Origin of the sequence: Aeromonas sp. RU39B, assembly GCF_900156095.1 — a bacterium.
Taxonomy (GTDB): Bacteria; Pseudomonadota; Gammaproteobacteria; order Enterobacterales; family Aeromonadaceae; genus Aeromonas.
The window spans coordinates 86,896-102,752 of sequence record NZ_FTMJ01000003.1; the positions used below are offsets into that span (position 1 = coordinate 86,896).

Annotated in this window: 12 protein-coding genes; 3 read left to right on the forward strand and 9 right to left on the reverse strand. The window is 58.8% G+C overall.

Features of this window, described 5'->3' with window-relative positions:
• Positions 1 to 61: 61 nt before the first annotated feature.
• The 8 genes from proB to rlmD form a co-directional block, all read right to left on the reverse strand.
• Positions 62 to 1,165, reverse strand: coding sequence for a glutamate 5-kinase (proB, locus tag BW958_RS05635; protein ID WP_076574763.1), 1,104 nt, complete (start codon positions 1,163 to 1,165; stop codon positions 62 to 64).
• Between the two features lie 94 nt (positions 1,166 to 1,259).
• Positions 1,260 to 1,652, reverse strand: coding sequence for a sigma factor-binding protein Crl (gene crl / locus BW958_RS05640; RefSeq protein ID WP_076574764.1), 393 nt, complete (start codon positions 1,650 to 1,652; stop codon positions 1,260 to 1,262).
• Positions 1,653 to 1,690: 38 nt separating this feature from the next.
• The gene (gene frsA / locus BW958_RS05645) at positions 1,691 to 2,962 is read right to left on the reverse strand and encodes an esterase FrsA (RefSeq protein ID WP_076574765.1); all 1,272 of its coding nucleotides are present in this window, start codon (positions 2,960 to 2,962) and stop codon (positions 1,691 to 1,693) included.
• Positions 2,963 to 3,121: 159 nt separating this feature from the next.
• Positions 3,122 to 4,423 carry a phosphopyruvate hydratase gene (gene eno, locus BW958_RS05650; protein ID WP_076574766.1) on the reverse strand — a complete coding sequence of 434 codons (1,302 nt, stop codon included), beginning with the start codon at positions 4,421 to 4,423 and terminating at the stop codon, positions 3,122 to 3,124.
• Positions 4,424 to 4,507: 84 nt separating this feature from the next.
• Positions 4,508 to 6,145, reverse strand: coding sequence for a CTP synthase (locus BW958_RS05655; protein ID WP_076574767.1), 1,638 nt, complete (start codon positions 6,143 to 6,145; stop codon positions 4,508 to 4,510).
• A gap of 143 nt (positions 6,146 to 6,288) precedes the next feature.
• The gene (mazG, locus tag BW958_RS05660) at positions 6,289 to 7,086 is read right to left on the reverse strand and encodes a nucleoside triphosphate pyrophosphohydrolase (protein ID WP_076574768.1); all 798 of its coding nucleotides are present in this window, start codon (positions 7,084 to 7,086) and stop codon (positions 6,289 to 6,291) included.
• Between the two features lie 59 nt (positions 7,087 to 7,145).
• The gene (gene relA / locus BW958_RS05665) at positions 7,146 to 9,353 is read right to left on the reverse strand and encodes a GTP diphosphokinase (RefSeq protein WP_076574769.1); all 2,208 of its coding nucleotides are present in this window, start codon (positions 9,351 to 9,353) and stop codon (positions 7,146 to 7,148) included.
• A 118-nt stretch (positions 9,354 to 9,471) separates the two neighbouring features.
• Complete coding sequence (gene rlmD / locus BW958_RS05670) at positions 9,472 to 10,809, reverse strand: 23S rRNA (uracil(1939)-C(5))-methyltransferase RlmD (protein ID WP_076574770.1); 1,338 nt, start codon at positions 10,807 to 10,809, stop codon at positions 9,472 to 9,474.
• 76 nt (positions 10,810 to 10,885) lie between these two features.
• On the opposite strand from rlmD, the gene barA reads away from it, so the two are divergent.
• The 3 genes from barA (at position 10,886) to BW958_RS05685 (ending at position 15,062) form a co-directional block, all read left to right on the forward strand.
• A complete protein-coding gene (gene barA / locus BW958_RS05675) occupies positions 10,886 to 13,588 on the forward strand; it encodes a two-component sensor histidine kinase BarA (protein WP_076574771.1) in 2,703 nt (900 codons plus the stop codon).
• 70 nt (positions 13,589 to 13,658) lie between these two features.
• Positions 13,659 to 14,138 carry a YehS family protein gene (locus tag BW958_RS05680; protein WP_076574772.1) on the forward strand — a complete coding sequence of 160 codons (480 nt, stop codon included), beginning with the start codon at positions 13,659 to 13,661 and terminating at the stop codon, positions 14,136 to 14,138.
• Between the two features lie 3 nt (positions 14,139 to 14,141).
• Positions 14,142 to 15,062 carry an N-acetylmuramoyl-L-alanine amidase gene (locus BW958_RS05685; RefSeq protein ID WP_076574773.1) on the forward strand — a complete coding sequence of 307 codons (921 nt, stop codon included), beginning with the start codon at positions 14,142 to 14,144 and terminating at the stop codon, positions 15,060 to 15,062.
• Between the two features lie 57 nt (positions 15,063 to 15,119).
• Here the strand turns inward: BW958_RS05685 and pdxJ are convergent, their stop codons facing one another.
• Positions 15,120 to 15,857 carry a pyridoxine 5'-phosphate synthase gene (gene pdxJ, locus BW958_RS05690; RefSeq protein ID WP_076574774.1) on the reverse strand — a complete coding sequence of 246 codons (738 nt, stop codon included), beginning with the start codon at positions 15,855 to 15,857 and terminating at the stop codon, positions 15,120 to 15,122.

The window sequence follows — 15,857 nt, forward strand, 5'->3', positions numbered from 1 at the left end:
GCAATGTCCTTTCAAAACAGGGTGCGGCGCAGCAAGGTTCAGCGCTGCGCCGAAATAGGGGTCACAGTACCACCATGTCATCACGGTGGATGGCCACGGAACCATAGCCGTAGCCGAGAACCTGCTCAATGTGATCGGAGTGAACGCCACACAGGCGCGCCAACTCATCATGGCTGTAACGGCTGATGCCACGGGCCAGGATCTGGCCATCAGGCCCCATAATGCGGATCACGTCGCCACGGGCAAAATCGCCGCTCACCCGGACAATGCCCTTGGGCAGCAGGCTGGAGCCTTTCTCTTGCACCGCACGGGCGGCGCCGGCATCCACATGCACTTCACCGTGAGAGCTGGGGCCTGCCAGAATCCAGCTCTTGCGCCCCTCAACCGGAGAAGCTATCGCCGGGAAACGGGTACCAATCCGCTCGCCTTTGGCCAGACGGCCAATCACTTCCGGCACCTGACCGGTTGCGATGACCACATTGATACCGGCGCGGCGCGCCACATCAGCCGCCTGCAGCTTGGTGGCCATGCCACCGGTGCCCAGACCACTGACACTGTCACCCGCCAGCTTGCGCAGGGTGTCATCAATGGTCTGCACCTCTTCGATGAGCTGGGCATCCGGATTGGTGCGTGGATCGGCGGTAAACAACCCCTTTTGATCCGTCAGCAGGATCAATAAATCGGCGTCGGCCAAAATGGCAGCTCGCGCCGACAGATTGTCATTGTCACCGACCTTGATTTCAGCAATCGCCACCGCGTCATTTTCGTTGATAACCGGAATAATGCGGTTATCGAGCAGGGCGCGCAGGGTATCGCGGGCGTTGAGGTAACGCTCACGATCTTCCAAATCGGCGCGGGTCAGCAGCATCTGTCCGATATGCAGGCCATAGAGATTAAAGAGATCCTGCCAGACCCGGATGATTTGGGTCTGCCCCACAGCCGCCAGCATCTGCTTGTTAGGCAGGGTCGGCGCCAATGCCGGGTGGCCCAAGTGTTCGCGGCCGGCGGCAATGGCGCCGGAGGTCACGACGACGACCTGATGGCCGTCACGATGCAGGGCGGCACACTGGCGGACCAGCTCGACCATATGGGCACGATTAAGACGGGAAGAGCCTCCCGTGAGCACGCTGGTGCCCAGCTTGACGACAATGGTTCTGTTTTCCATGGAACTGCAAAAGAAAAGGGCAAGGGAAACATCTTTATACCCATGCCCTTGGTGTGCTGCAAGTAGTGTGCGGCAAGGCGAAGAGTACTGCGTATCAGGCAGTGGTCTCTGTCAGCTCCGCTTGGGTTGCCTGCTCGGGCTGCAACTGACATTCGAGCTCGGTCAATTGCTGCTGCAGACGGGTCAGAAACTGGGCCAGTGTGCGCTCAAGCTCCTCTTGATGCTTCTTCGGCACCGCCTTTTTGCTCCAGGCAGCATCAGCATCATAAAAACCGAAGTGGCACTGGTAGGTGAAGCTGCGATCTTGTTGCCTGAGCGTCAGCCACCACCCCCAGAACTCCCGTTTATCAGGAGCAGGTTTGGCATTGGCGCATACGGACAGACAATCAAAGTGATACTCCCCTTCCTTGCATTGCTCCTCGCGCAGGTAAGGGCCGATGGCCAGAAACTTGCGTAACAGACGTTTGTAAGAGACTCTTTCGGGCATATCTACCATCCTGTCGTTGCCTTGCCCTCACGGGCATTTCAGGTCAAGAGGTACTGCTTCAACCAGTTGACAGTTTCCACCAAAGAACGTTCGTGGACCTCCCACAGCGGCTCCCGGTCATACACAATGGCCTTGCCATTGCGGCTGGCGGCTGCCAGCGCCCGGATATCCTGCTCCGGACAGATGAAGTCCTGTTTGTGTCCAATACTCAATATCGGCACGGAAGTGCGAGTCCCGAGCAATCCTTGAATCTTTAATGAAAAAACCCGGCATTTGGTGTGCAGGTGTTCCCAGTGAGCCGCGTCGGCACCGAGTCGGTTGGCCAGACTGTCGCGCATCATGCGTGGGCATTTGGCAAACAGCTCCGGCTGGGTAAAGACCTGATTCACACCGGCGCCAATACAGACGGCGGCACGCAGCTTAAAGGGTTCCACAAACGCCAGCCGGGCTGCGATATTGCCGGCCATACGAGCGCCCAGCATGGCGATACGCTGGTGATCGACCCAAGGTACCTCCCCCAGATATTGCAACACCGCCTGATGCAAGCGGCTGGTGTCCTGCACCAGCGGCCAGTTTTCGGCATAACCGATGCCCGGCATGTCGAGCGACAGCATGCCGATCCCGGCCGGCTCGAGAAACTTCAGATAGAAGCGCATAAAGTCTATCTGCAACGAGTCAATCCCGCCGCTCACCATCACCAAAGGAACCGGGCGGTCGGTAGTCGGCAGGTGCAGATAACCCTGAATGTGTTTGCCGTGATATGGCACCTGCAGCTCTTTAAGCGGCACGTTGAACAGACGACCAGCCTCACGATAGGCCTGATTGCCAAGGATTTGGGCCTGATCGGCCAACTCATCGTTTTTAAGGTGGGGGTAACTGGCTATGGAGTAGTAACGCACCGCTTTTTGCAGCTGCATCAGGGCCTGCTCGCGATCCCCTGCGGCCACAGCGTCACGCCCCTGTTTAAGATAGCGGCCAGCCAATTGGCTCCACTCATAGATCCAGTTGCCGGGAATAAATCCTTTGATGGTATCGAGATACTGCTCGTGGGTGCGCGGCCCTTCGGCCACGGCGATGCGCGACAACACCTCTTCCACCTCAACCGGGTCGGCGCCCTGAAACGCCCATGATGGGCGGCGCAGCAGACGATACCAGCTGCGATAAAACGAGCCGTCAATAAAAGGCTTCTCCTGCACCGGCTCGTCGTCCGGCTCCGGAGGGCTGCTGTTGGAGATCTCAGAGGTTTCCTTCACCTTGCTGACCCGGCTAAACAGTCGCTCGGTCAGATTGCTCTCATCATTGCCTACCACAACGGCCTCATTGCTAGTCGGTTGCTTCGTCTGCAGATCATAGTAAGCGTTGAGGGGCGCAAAGACACCCCTTCACAGTTCTGATTGAGGCTTTTTTAACAAAAAGAAAAGCCCCGGCATCACTGCCGGGGCTTTTAATCCTAACGCTTGGAAAAGCGATTAGGCTTGGTTCTTCACTTCTTTCAGACCGCGGAACGGAGCCTTGGCACCCAGGGCTTCTTCGATACGGATCAGCTGGTTGTACTTGGCAACACGGTCAGAACGGCTCATGGAACCGGTCTTGATTTGGCCAGCAGCGGTACCAACAGCCAGGTCGGCGATGGTCGCGTCTTCGGTCTCACCGGAGCGGTGGGAGATGACGGCAGTGTAGCCAGCGTCCTTGGCCATCTTGATGGCGTTCAGGGTTTCGGTCAGGGAACCGATTTGGTTGAACTTGATCAGGATGGAGTTGGCGATACCGTTGTCGATACCACGCTTGAGGATCTTGGTGTTGGTTACGAACAGGTCGTCACCAACGATTTGGATCTTCTTGCCCAGCTTCTGGGTCTGGTAGGCGAAGCCTTCCCAGTCAGATTCGTCCAGGCCATCTTCGATGGAGACGATCGGGAACTTGGTGGTCAGATCTTCCAGGAAGTCAGAGAAACCGTTGGAGGTGAAGATACGACCTTCGCCCTTCAGGTTGTACTCTTTCTTCTCGGCGTCGTAGAACTCGGAAGCAGCGCAGTCCATCGCCAGGGTCACATCAGTGCCCAGCTTGTAACCAGCAGCAGCAACGGCTTCAGCGATCACTTCCAGCGCTTCGGCGTTGGACTTCAGGTTCGGAGCGAAACCACCTTCGTCACCAACGGCGGTGTTATAGCCCTTGGACTTCAGAACCTTGGCCAGGTTGTGGAATACTTCGGCACCCATGCGAACGGCTTCTTTCAGAGTCTTGGCGCCAACCGGCTGGATCATGAACTCTTGGATGTCGACGTTGTTGTCGGCGTGCTCACCACCGTTGATGATGTTCATCATCGGCAGCGGCATGGAGTAAACGCCCGGGGTACCGTTCAGGTCAGCGATGTGAGCGTAGAGCGGGATACCCTTGGCAGCAGCAGCAGCCTTGGCGTTAGCCAGGGAGACAGCCAGGATGGCGTTGGCGCCAAACTTGGACTTGTTCTCGGTGCCGTCCAGATCGATCATGATCTGGTCAACAGTGGCCTGGTCCTTGGCATCTTTGCCCAGCAGAGCTTGAGCGATCGGGCCGTTAACGGCTTCAAGAGCCTTCAGCACACCCTTGCCCAGGAAGCGGGACTTGTCGCCGTCACGCAGTTCCAGAGCTTCACGGGAGCCGGTGGAGGCGCCAGACGGAGCGGCAGCCATACCCACAAAACCACCTTCCAGGTGAACCTCAGCCTCTACGGTCGGGTTACCGCGGGAGTCGATGATTTCACGACCGATCACTTTAACGATCTTGGACATGTTTCTTTCCTCAGGTTTCGTAAAAAAACAACAGAAATTATTAAGGAAAAGCGGTTACGGCACAATGCCCTAACCGCTCCCGTTTTACTTCAAATTACGCTTCTGGTACTCACCTGCAGCCTTGACAAAGCCGGCAAACAGGGCATGCCCGTCACGCGGCGTGGAGGTGAACTCCGGGTGGAACTGGGCTGCAACAAACCAGGGGTGATCCGGGATTTCGATGATCTCAACCAGCTTCTTGTCAGCGGAGAGACCGGTCACCTTGAGACCGGCTGCTTCAATTTTCGGCAGCAGGGTATTGTTTACTTCATAACGGTGGCGGTGACGCTCGTAGATGGTAGCAGAACCATACAGCTCGCGAACCTTGGACCCCTCAATCAGGTGGCACAGTTGGGAACCCAGACGCATGGTACCGCCCAGATCGGACTTCTCACTGCGGGTTTCCACGTTGCCCTCTTCATCCACCCATTCGGTGATGAGACCGACCACCGGATACGGGGTGTCCTTCTTGAATTCAGAAGAGTGCGCGCCTTCCATGCCAGCCACGTTGCGGGCAAATTCGATCATCGCAACCTGCATACCCAGGCAGATGCCCAGATAGGGGATCTTGTTCTCGCGAGCGTACTTGGCAGCCAGGATCTTGCCTTCCACACCACGCTCACCGAAACCGCCCGGCACCAGAATGGCGTCGAGACCTTCGAGCAGCTCGAAACCACGGGTTTCGATGTCTTGGGAGTCGATGTACTTGATGTGTACCGACAGACGATTTTTGAGGCCACCGTGCTTGAGCGCCTCGTTGACCGACTTGTACGCATCAGGCAGAGAAACATACTTGCCGACCATGCCGATGGTCACTTCACCGGTCGAGTTGGCTTCTTCATAAATCACCTGATCCCACTCGGCCAGGTTGGCGTCCATGCAGTCGAGACCAAAGCGCTCGGTCACATAACCGTCCAAGCCTTGGGACTTGAGCAGTGCCGGGATCTTGTAGATGGAGTCGACGTCTTTCATGGAGATGACGGCGCGCTCCGGCACGTTACAGAACAGGGCAATCTTGGCGCGCTCGTTGGCCGGAATGGCACGGTCGGAGCGGCAGATCAGCACATCCGGCTGGATACCGATGGAGAGCAGCTCTTTCACCGAGTGCTGGGTCGGCTTGGTCTTGACTTCGCCGGCCGCGGCCAGATACGGAACCAGGGTCAGGTGCATGAACAGGGCGTTGTTACGACCCACGTCCACGGCCAGCTGACGGATGGCTTCAAGGAACGGCAGGGACTCAATGTCACCCACGGTACCGCCGATTTCGACGATGGCAACCTGATGGCCTTGGCCACCAGCGATGACGCGTTCCTTGATGGCATTGGTAATGTGCGGAATCACCTGGATGGTGGCACCCAGGTAGTCACCACGACGCTCTTTGCGCAGCACGTCGGCATAGATGCGACCGGTGGTGAAGTTGTTGCGGCGAGTCATCTTGGTGCGGATGAAACGCTCATAGTGACCCAGGTCCAGATCGGTCTCAGCCCCGTCCTCTGTGACGAATACTTCACCGTGCTGAGTCGGGCTCATGGTACCCGGATCCACGTTGATATAGGGGTCCAGTTTCATGATGGTCACATCCAGACCACGGGCTTCCAGAATGGCTGCCAGAGAAGCTGCGGCAATGCCTTTGCCGAGGGATGAAACAACGCCACCAGTAACAAAAATATATTTGGTCGTCATGCTGAACCTGAAAGAAAGTTTAGGGAATGATTAGGGTGCTTCGGGGAGATGAAGCAGGACGGGGACACAGTATAACAAACCCCCCACTCCCAAACAACGCGCAAAAATCTAACAGCCTGCGAGGCAGGCTGTCTTGCGCCAAATCAACTTTCGTAATTTTCTTTCACATGGTTCCAGGCTGCATCGAGCTTTTCCAGGCTACAGTCGCTCACAGCAAGCCCTTCAGCGGCGATCAGCGACTCAACCTGACGGAAACGACGCTCGAATTTTGCATTGGCACCACGCAGCACTTTTTCCGGTTCATGCCCCAGATGTCGGACCAGATTGACGGTGGCAAACAGCAGATCGCCGAGCTCATCGGCCACCCGCTCCGGGTTCACGTCGGCCATCAGCGCCTCTTCCATCACCTCGTCGATCTCTTCGTGCACCTTGTCCACCACCGGGCCCAGCGTCTTCCAGTCAAAACCGACACTGGCGCAGCGCTTTTGGATCTTGGCGGCACGGGTCAACGCGGGCAGCGCCAGCGGAATGTCGTCCAGCACGCTGGTCTGGTCACGCTCGGCCCGCTCGCGGGATTTGGTCGCTTCCCAATTGGCCTTGACCGCCTGCTCGTCACTCAAATCGGCATCACCAAACACATGGGGATGACGGCGGATCAACTTATCGCTGACGGTATCGATGATGTCGGCAAAATCAAACAGGCCGCGCTCTTTGGCCATCTGGGCATAGAAGACCACCTGGAACAGCAGATCGCCGAGCTCGCCCTTGAGCCCCTGCCAATCCTGCTCCTCAATGGCGGCCACCACCTCGTAGGTCTCTTCCAGCGTGTAGGGAACGATGCTGGCGAAATCCTGCTTGAGATCCCAGGGGCAACCCTGCTCGGGGTGGCGCAGCTTGGCCATGATGGCAAGCAGATCGGCAAGTTGGTACGGCTGGTTCATGGTGTCCTCGGTCTGAACAGGGCCCAAAAGGGTGACCGGCCTGCTGGCCGGTCACTGGATTACAAGCGTTTGACGTTGATGATGTCCGGCAACTGGCTCAGTTTCGACAGCGCCCGGTTGAAGGTATCGATGTTGTAGATCTCAAGCTCCATATCGATCTGCGCGGTCTGCAGCTTGACGTTGGAGCGCGAGCGCACACCCATTACGTTGATCTTTTCGTTGGCGAGCACGGTGGTGATGTCACGCAGCAAACCCGAGCGATCATTAGACTCGATGCGAATCGTCAGTCCGTAACCCCCCGAGTAGTTTTCACCCCAGATGGCATCGATCACCCGCTCCGGATTACGCCGCGACAGCTCCTTGACCTGCTCGCAATCCTCGCGGTGCACCGATACGCCCCGTCCCTGAGTGATAAAGCCGACGATGCTGTCGCCGGGGATCGGCTGGCAGCAGCGGGCGATGTGGGTCATCAGGTTACCGACCCCTTCCACCACGATGTGATCTTTGGCCTTGGGACGCGACGGCGCGTTGGCTTTTTGCTCGAGTTTTTCGAGCACGCGGCGGTCCTCTTCCTCGGCCGTCGGCTTGTTGTAGCGGGTCTCAAGGTAGTTGAGCAGCTGGTTGATGCGCACATCGCCACTGCCAATCCCGGCCAGCAGATCGTCGAGCTCTTCGGCGTTGAAGCGCTCGAGCGCCACCTTGTCTACCTTGGAAAGCGTCAGGTTGTGGCGATCCAGCTCCTTGTCGAGCAGCTCACGGCCGGCGGCAATATTCTTGTCCCGATCCAGCTTTCTAAACCAGGTGGCGACCTTGGCACGAGCCCGACTAGAGCGCAGGAAGCCCGAGTTGGGGTTCATCCAGTCGCGGCTCGGGTTGGGCTCTTTCTGGGTAATCACCTCCACCTGATCGCCGGTCTGCAGGGTGTAGGTGAACGGGACAATCCGCCCTTCTATCTTGGCACCGATGCAGCGGTGGCCAATCATGCTGTGGATGTGATAAGCAAAATCGAGCGGCGTGGCGCCGGACGGCAGATCGATGACATCGCCCTTGGGGGTAAAGACATAAACTCTGTCCTCGAACACCTGGCTGCGCAGATCTTCAAGCAAGGAGCCGCTCTCGGACATGTCTTCCTGCCAAGCCAGCAGTTTACGCAGCCAGTCGATCTTGTCCTCGAAGTTACCGCCCTTGGCTGTGGCAGTACCTTCTTTGTAACGCCAGTGAGCCGCGACACCGAGCTCGGCATCCTGATGCATCTGCTCGGTGCGGATCTGAATCTCGACCGTCTTGCCTTCGGGCCCAACCACCACGGTGTGGATCGACTGATAGCCGTTGGGTTTGGGGTTGGCAACATAGTCATCAAACTCGCGCGGAATATGGTGAAAATGAGTGTGCACCACCCCGAGCGCGGCGTAGCAATCCTGCAACCGGTGGGTGACAACCCGCACCGCACGCACATCAAACAGCTCGGTAAACTCGAGGTGTTTTTTCTGCATTTTGCGCCAGATGCTGTAGATGTGTTTCGGTCGGCCATACACTTCGGCCTCGATACCGGACTCCTGCAGATAGTGCTTGAGGGAGCCGACGAAATCGCGGATATAGCGTTCGCGATCGAGTCTTTTCTCATCCAGCTGCTTGGCGATCTGCTTATAGGTGTCCGGATGCAGGTAACGGAAGGCGAGATCTTCAAGCTCCCACTTGAGCTGACCAATCCCGAGACGGTTGGCCAGCGGCGCATAGATGTTGGAGATCTCCTGTGCCATCAGCACCCGGGTCTCTTCGCTGGCCTTCTTGGCCTCGCGCAATGAGGCGATCCGCTCGGCCAGCTTGATCACCACAGCACGCACATCTTCGACCATGGCCAGCAGCATGCGGCGCACGTTGTCGACCTGCTCCGGGGAGGTTTCGGTGCGTTGGGCGGTCTGCAGGGAGCGGATGGCTTCCATCTCGAGCACCCCTTCCACCAGCTTGGCCGTCTTGTTGCCAAAATCCTCGGCCAGCTTGTCGCGCCCGATATAACCTTCTTCGACAAAGGGATAGAGAATGGCGGACTTGAGGGTGGCAATGTCCATGCTCAGCATCATCAGGATGCCGACCATCTCCACGCCACGCACCAGCAAGCGGCTGGTGACCTCCTCATCGGCCAACCCCAGACAGTACTGATACAGGGTTCGTAACTGCTCTCGCTCGGCACCGCCCAGTGTCAGCGAAGAGAGCCACTCCTCGAGAGTAAAATTCTCTTTGAGGTGTATGTCACGAACCGAAACCATCTTGTCCATCCTTTGTTCAGGGGCAAACTGCCCCGGGTATAAATGACTCCCCATCAGTGGGGATGGGCACCCGCTCTTTCAAGGCTTGCCAGTGGGCATGAGCAGATGCCGGACCAGTCTACTCCTTCTCGAACAGGGCAATCGACTCCAGATGTCCCGTGTGCGGGAACATATCGAGCATGCCCAGTCGGCGCAGGCGGTAGCCGGCATTGACCAGCACCTTGCTGTCGCGCGCCAGTGTCACCGGATTACATGACACATAGACCACGCGGCGGGGTGCAAGTTTCACAATATGTGGCATGACCTCCAGTGCGCCAGGGCGCGCCGGGTCGAGCAGCACCCGATCAAATCCTTCACGGGCCCAGGGGAGGTCTGTGATATCGGCCGCCAGATCCGCCTTGTAAACACGGACATTGCCGATACCGTTTTGTTCGGCGTTGTGCTGGGCACGCCGCACCATGCTCATTTCCCCTTCCACCCCCACCACTTCGCGGGCCTTGGCGGCAAGCGGCAGGGTAAAATTGCCCACACCGCAGAAGAGATCGAGCACCTTCTCACCCGGTTGCACATCAAGCCACGCCAGCGCCCGCTCAACCATCGCCTGGTTCACCGAGCGGTTGACCTGGATGAAGTCGCCAGGGGCAAACGAGAGCGACAACTCACCGAGACGATAAACCGGTGTGCGGGTCTGCCGCAGCGGCTCGCACGGTACACTTCCCTCTCCAGCATCACCACTTTGCAAATAGAGATCCAGCTTGTGTGCGTCAGCAAAATCCATCAGCTGTTGACGATCATGCTCGTTGGGGCGACCGGTGTGACGCAGCAGCATCAACACGCCCTGGTCATCGGCAATCAACTCCACATGACCAATATCACGGGGGTGCTTGAGACGCTCGAGTTGCGCACGCAGCGGCGCAATCAACGTGGACAGGGCTGACTCGAGCACCGGGCAGGCATGCACCTCAACCAGCTCACTCGATTGACGCCGGCGAAAACCGAGCTGAACGCGCCGGCTCCCCTTGTCATATTTGACCGCCAGCCGGCAAACCCGGCGGTAACCTTGTTCGGCGCCAGTCAATACCGGCTCGAGCGGCGGGACGGTCACGCCACCCAACCGCGCAAAAAGAGTGCGCAGCCCTTGCTGCTTTGCCTCATGCTGGTGCGCCAGCGTCATGTGCTGGGTGCTGCAGCCGCCACACTCACGATAGTGCGGACAGAAGGGTTCAATACGCTCGGGGGCGGCCTGCACAATCTTCTGCAACTGGCCGTGGGCGTACTGTTTTTTCTGCTCGGTCAGGCGGACTTTGACCCGCTCGCCGGGCAGCGCCCCTTCGATAAAGATGGCCTTACCCTCGTGACGACCGATACCCACACAGTGGTGGTCGAGCGTATCCACATTGCATTCAATGTGTTGGGGCTGTTGAGACGATTTCTTGGGGGTGAAAAACTGGGCCATAAAACTTGGTGCCTATAGGTGGCTATGTCATCATGTGGGTACCTGCAGCCGGGCATTGTCCCACAACTGATACAGTATGACCAAATACGGCCTCAGAGCGCGCGTGCTGGCGTTTACCATTTTGCCGACCTTGCTTATCGGCGGCATGATGGCGGGTTATTTCTCCTTCCACCGCTACCAGCAGCTGGAAAACAACCTCATCAACCAGGGCATCAACATCATCGAGCCACTCGCCATTGCCAGCGAGTATGGCATGACCCAGCACAGCCGTGAGTCGCTCAAGCGCCTAATTGGGCTGACGCACCGTAAAAATTCGCCCCTGATAAAATCCATCGCGGTGTTCACTCAGGACAACGTCCTGTTTGTCACCTCCAACTATCACCGCGACTTTGCACTGCTGAGCCTGCCAAGGGGCAGCCCCATCCCGACCCTGACCAGCGTCGAGATGCACGGTGATGACATCATACTGCGCACCCCGATCCAGGCGGAGACCAGCTTTGATGGCTTCCCGCTACCAAGTGACAGCGAGCCACCGGTGATTGGCTACATCGCCATGCAGATCACCACCGACAGCGCGCTGGTGCTGCAATATCGCGATACCTTCTTTGCCGTGCTGATGCTGATCCTCGGCATCGGCATCAGTGTGCTGTTTGGCTTTCGATTGGTAAAAAGCGTCACCCAGCCCATCACCGAGATGGTGCAGGCGGTGCACCGGATCCGGGAAGGACGGCTCGATACCCGGGTCAACCGGCCATTGACCGGCGAGTTGGAGATGCTGAAAAACGGCATCAACGCTATGGCCAAGGCACTCTCGGAATATCACGAAGAGATGCAGCAGAGCGTGGATCAGGCCACCTCAGACCTGCGTGAAACGTTAGAGCAGATCGAGATCCAGAACGTCGAGCTCGACATGGCCAAGAAGCGCGCCCAGGAAGCGGCGCGGGTCAAATCCGAGTTCTTGGCCAACATGTCCCACGAACTGCGCACCCCGCTCAACGGCGTGATTGGCTTTACCCGGCAGTTGCTCAAGACCAGCCTGACACCGAATCAGGCCGACTACATGCTCACCATCGAGAAGTCGGCGCGCAACCTGCTTGGCATCATCAACGACATCCTCGATTTTTCGAAACTCGAAGCCGGCAAGCTGCAGCTGGAGCACATCGCCTTCAGCCTGCGCGATACCCTGTCAGATGTGATGCAACTGCTTGGCCCCAGCGCACACGACAAGGGACTTGAGCTCTCACTTCGTATCGAGCGTGACGTACCCGATCAACTGATTGGCGACCCGTTGCGGCTGCAGCAGGTGCTCACCAACCTGTGCGGCAATGCCATCAAATTTACCGAGCTGGGCAACGTGGATGTGCGCATCGAGCGCCAGGCCTCCCTGTCCGGTGGCAAGGTGCGGCTCAATGTGCATGTGCGTGATACCGGCATCGGTATCTCCACCGAGCAGCAGCGCCAGCTGTTCCAGGCCTTCAATCAGGCGGACTCGTCCATCTCGCGCCGCTATGGTGGCACCGGGCTCGGGCTGGTCATCACCCAGAAGCTGGTGCAGCAGATGGGTGGGCAGATCCAGATCGCCTCGCAGCTTGAACACGGCTCAACCTTCTCGTTCAGCCTCGAAATTGAAGTGGCGCCGCTACCCATCGACCATCACGCCACCCGCTCTCCGCTGGCCGGGCAACGGGTCTGGCTGCTCGAGCCGGATAACTTCAGCCGTGAGGCCTTGTTAGCCCAGCTTGAAGAGTGGGAGATGCAGCCGGTGGAGCTGCAGCCCGATAGCGTCTTGCCACCGCAAGAGCCACTGATCATCGGCAGCGGCGCCCAGATGCCGGCCGACGAGGTCGTGCCCTGGCTCGACAGCTATGGCAACAGCAACCCTATCATCGTGCTGCTCGGCAGCCACGATCAGGCTCAGCACGAACAGATGCTGCGCCACGGAGCCCAACACTGTCTGGCCAAGCCGGCGCATCATCGCAAACTGCAGCACGCCCTGCTCACCCGCGAGGCCGAGCCGCAGCCCCAGCTGCAGCTGCAGCCGCCGGTAGCACGTCACAATATCCGGGTGCTGGCCGTGGATGACAATCCGGCCAACCTCAAGCTGATTGCGGCCATGCTCGAAGAGCGAGTCAGCGAAGTCGTGATCTGCCAGAACGGCAAAGAGGCGGTCAAGCTGGCCCAAAGCCACACCTTTGACATCATCTTTATGGATATCCAGATGCCAATCATGGATGGTATCAGCGCCACTCAGGCGATTCGTCGCCAGTCGTGCAACCTGGATACGCCGATCGTTGCCGTTACCGCCCACGCCATCGCCGGCGAACGGGAACGGCTGATGCGTCAGGGGATGGACGACTATCTGGCCAAACCCATCGACGAAGCGGTGCTCGAGCAACTGGTGACCACCTTTGCCGGTCAGCGCCACCAACGCACTCAGAGCCAGATCATCGACTGGTCGCTGGCACTGCGCCAGGCAGCCAACAAGGAGCCACTGGCCCGTGAGATGCTGACCATGCTGCTCACCAGTTTTGATGAGACCCAGCCTATCATCGAGCAGGCGCTTTCGGGCGACGCCGACCCGCAAGAGCTGCTGGCCAAGCTGCACCGCTTGCATGGTGGTAGTGCCTACTGCGGTGTGCCAACCCTGCAGCGACTGCTGGCCCAGCTGGAGCAAGCCTTGCGCGATGAGACCTCCCCCGAGGAGCTGGAGCCCGAGCTGTTGGAGTTACAAGACGCCATGGAGCAGGTGCGCAGCGAAGCGCCCCGCTATCTTGCTTGACCGATGGCCCGCTTTTTCGACGCGGGCCCCGACAGATGGTACAGTTGCGCCGTACCCATAGGAGCCGACCTTGACCAACAACGATATTTTGCGCCGCCTGCGCTACGCCCTTAGCATCAGCAACGACCAGATGGTCGACATGTTTGCCAAAGGCAACCTGACCGTCTCCCACCTCCAGTTACACGGCTGGTTGATGAAAGAGGCCGACGAGGGTGAAGCGCAGGAGCCGGGCTTTGTCCCCTGCCCGGACGCAGCGCTGAGCCAGTTCCTTGATGGCTTCATCGCCGTGCGCCGTGGCGTGCGCGACGATGCGCCGCCTCAGGTGATCCCCAACCGGATAAACAACAACCTGATCCTGCGCAAGCTGCGCATCGGCCTTAACTTCAAGGAAGAGGAGATGCTCGCCACCCTTAAGCAGGCCGACTTCAACCTCTCCAAATCCGAGCTCAGCGCCCTGTTTCGCTCAAAGGATCACAAACACTATCAGGACTGCGGGGATCAGATCCTGCGCAACTTCCTGATCGGTCTCACCGCCAAGTATCGTGGCTGACCGATGCGCCGGCACCTGCGCTCACTGTCAGTCCAGCTGTTGGCCATCAGTGGGCGATGCCGCCTAGCCGCCCTTAGCCTTATCCTGCTGCTGGCTGCCTGTCAGCAGCAGCCTTATCATCTTGAGTCGCATCCAAGCCCCAATCAGGACAGCCGCATCGATTTTCTGATCCTGCACTACACCGATGAGGACAACGCCGGATCGCTCTTAGCGCTCACCTCGCCAGAGCGGCAGGTCAGTGCTCACTATCTCGTTCCCGCAGGCTCTCACCAGCAACCCTACCCCATCTTGCAACTGGTGCCGGATGAGCAGCGCGCCTGGCATGCCGGCGTCAGCCGCTGGCGTGGCACACCATCGCTCAATGCAACGTCGCTCGGGATTGAGATCGTCAATGGCGGCTATGCCGAAAAAGATGCGGCCCTCCCACTGGATCAGCGCCACTGGCAGCCATTTGAAGCGGCGCAGCTGGCCGCTGTGGGGGCGCTGGCGCGCGATCTGGTGACCCGCTATCACCTGCGCCCGACCCATGTGCTGGGGCACAGTGATGTGGCCCCCGAGCGTAAAGTCGATCCGGGCCCACTGTTTCCCTGGCAACGGCTGCATGATGAGTTTGGGGTCGGTGCCTGGCCGGATGAAGCGCGGGTGCAGGCATGGCTCGCGGCACCCTTTCCACGAAGTGCAGGCCCGTGGCAGCAGGCGCTGGCCCGTTATGGCTATGGTGTTGAGCAAACCGGCGAGTGGGATAACATGACCCATCAGGTGCTACGCGCCTTTCAACTGCACTTTCGGCCAGCACGCTATGATGGTGAGCCCGATCAAGAGAGCTGGGCACGCCTTAATGCCTTGCTCGAGCGTTACGTCCCCTCGTGGCATGGCCCGCTGCTGGACACCCCCAGAGAGGAGACGCCCAACGAAGCGCCGTAAAGCGGATAAAACCAAGGGGGCTACCAGAGCCCCCTTCTGCTGTCCCCTTGTGAGGGCTTACTTGCCGGCGCGAGCTTCCTGCATCAGGACTCGCATATCCGCCACGGCCTTGGCCAGACCGTCAAAGGCGGCGCGGGCGATGATGGCGTGGCCGATATTCAGCTCATTCATCTCGGGGATGGCGGCAATCGGCTTGACGTTGTGGTAGTGCAGACCGTGACCGGCATTGACTTTAAGCCCCTTGCCAGCGGCGTAGGAGGCGCCAGCGACGATGCGCTTGAGCTCGGCATTTTGCTCGCTTTCGGTGGTCGCATCGGCGTAACGACCGGTGTGGATTTCGATAAACGGGGCACCACTGTCGGCGGCCGCATCGATCTGCAGCAGATCGGCATCGATAAACAGGGAGACCTGAGTGCCCACCGCCGACAAACGGGCGACCGCGTCTTTCATTTTGTCGAGCTGACCGGCCACATCCAGACCGCCCTCGGTGGTCACTTCGGTACGCTTTTCCGGCACCAGACAGGCGAAATGGGGTTTAATACGGCAGGCGATATCCAGCATCTCTTCGGTCACCGCCATCTCCAGGTTCATTCTGGTCTGGATGGTCTGGCGCAGGATCTCTACGTCACGATCGGTAATATGGCGGCGATCTTCGCGCAGGTGCACCGTGATGCCATCGGCACCGGCCTGCTCGGCCACAAAGGCAGCCTGTACCGGGTCCGGATACTGGGTGCCACGGGCATTGCGCAGGGTGGCGATGTGGTCGATGTTGACCCCCAGATAGATCTCGCTCAT

Excerpts from the sequence above, each read along its gene's own strand:
- pdxJ (WP_076574774.1), bottom strand. The coding sequence starts at position 15,857 with ATGAGCGAGATCTATCTGGGGGTCAACATCGACCACATCGCCACCCTG.
- relA (WP_076574769.1), bottom strand. The coding sequence starts at position 9,353 with ATGGTTTCGGTTCGTGACATACACCTCAAAGAGAATTTTACTCTCGAG.
- crl (WP_076574764.1), bottom strand. The coding sequence starts at position 1,652 with ATGCCCGAAAGAGTCTCTTACAAACGTCTGTTACGCAAGTTTCTGGCC.
- BW958_RS05685 (WP_076574773.1), top strand. The coding sequence starts at position 14,142 with ATGCGCCGGCACCTGCGCTCACTGTCAGTCCAGCTGTTGGCCATCAGT.
- mazG (WP_076574768.1), bottom strand. The coding sequence starts at position 7,086 with ATGAACCAGCCGTACCAACTTGCCGATCTGCTTGCCATCATGGCCAAG.
- proB (WP_076574763.1), bottom strand. The coding sequence starts at position 1,165 with ATGGAAAACAGAACCATTGTCGTCAAGCTGGGCACCAGCGTGCTCACG.
- eno (WP_076574766.1), bottom strand. The coding sequence starts at position 4,423 with ATGTCCAAGATCGTTAAAGTGATCGGTCGTGAAATCATCGACTCCCGC.
- BW958_RS05655 (WP_076574767.1), bottom strand. The coding sequence starts at position 6,145 with ATGACGACCAAATATATTTTTGTTACTGGTGGCGTTGTTTCATCCCTC.
- barA (WP_076574771.1), top strand. The coding sequence starts at position 10,886 with ATGACCAAATACGGCCTCAGAGCGCGCGTGCTGGCGTTTACCATTTTG.
- rlmD (WP_076574770.1), bottom strand. The coding sequence starts at position 10,809 with ATGGCCCAGTTTTTCACCCCCAAGAAATCGTCTCAACAGCCCCAACAC.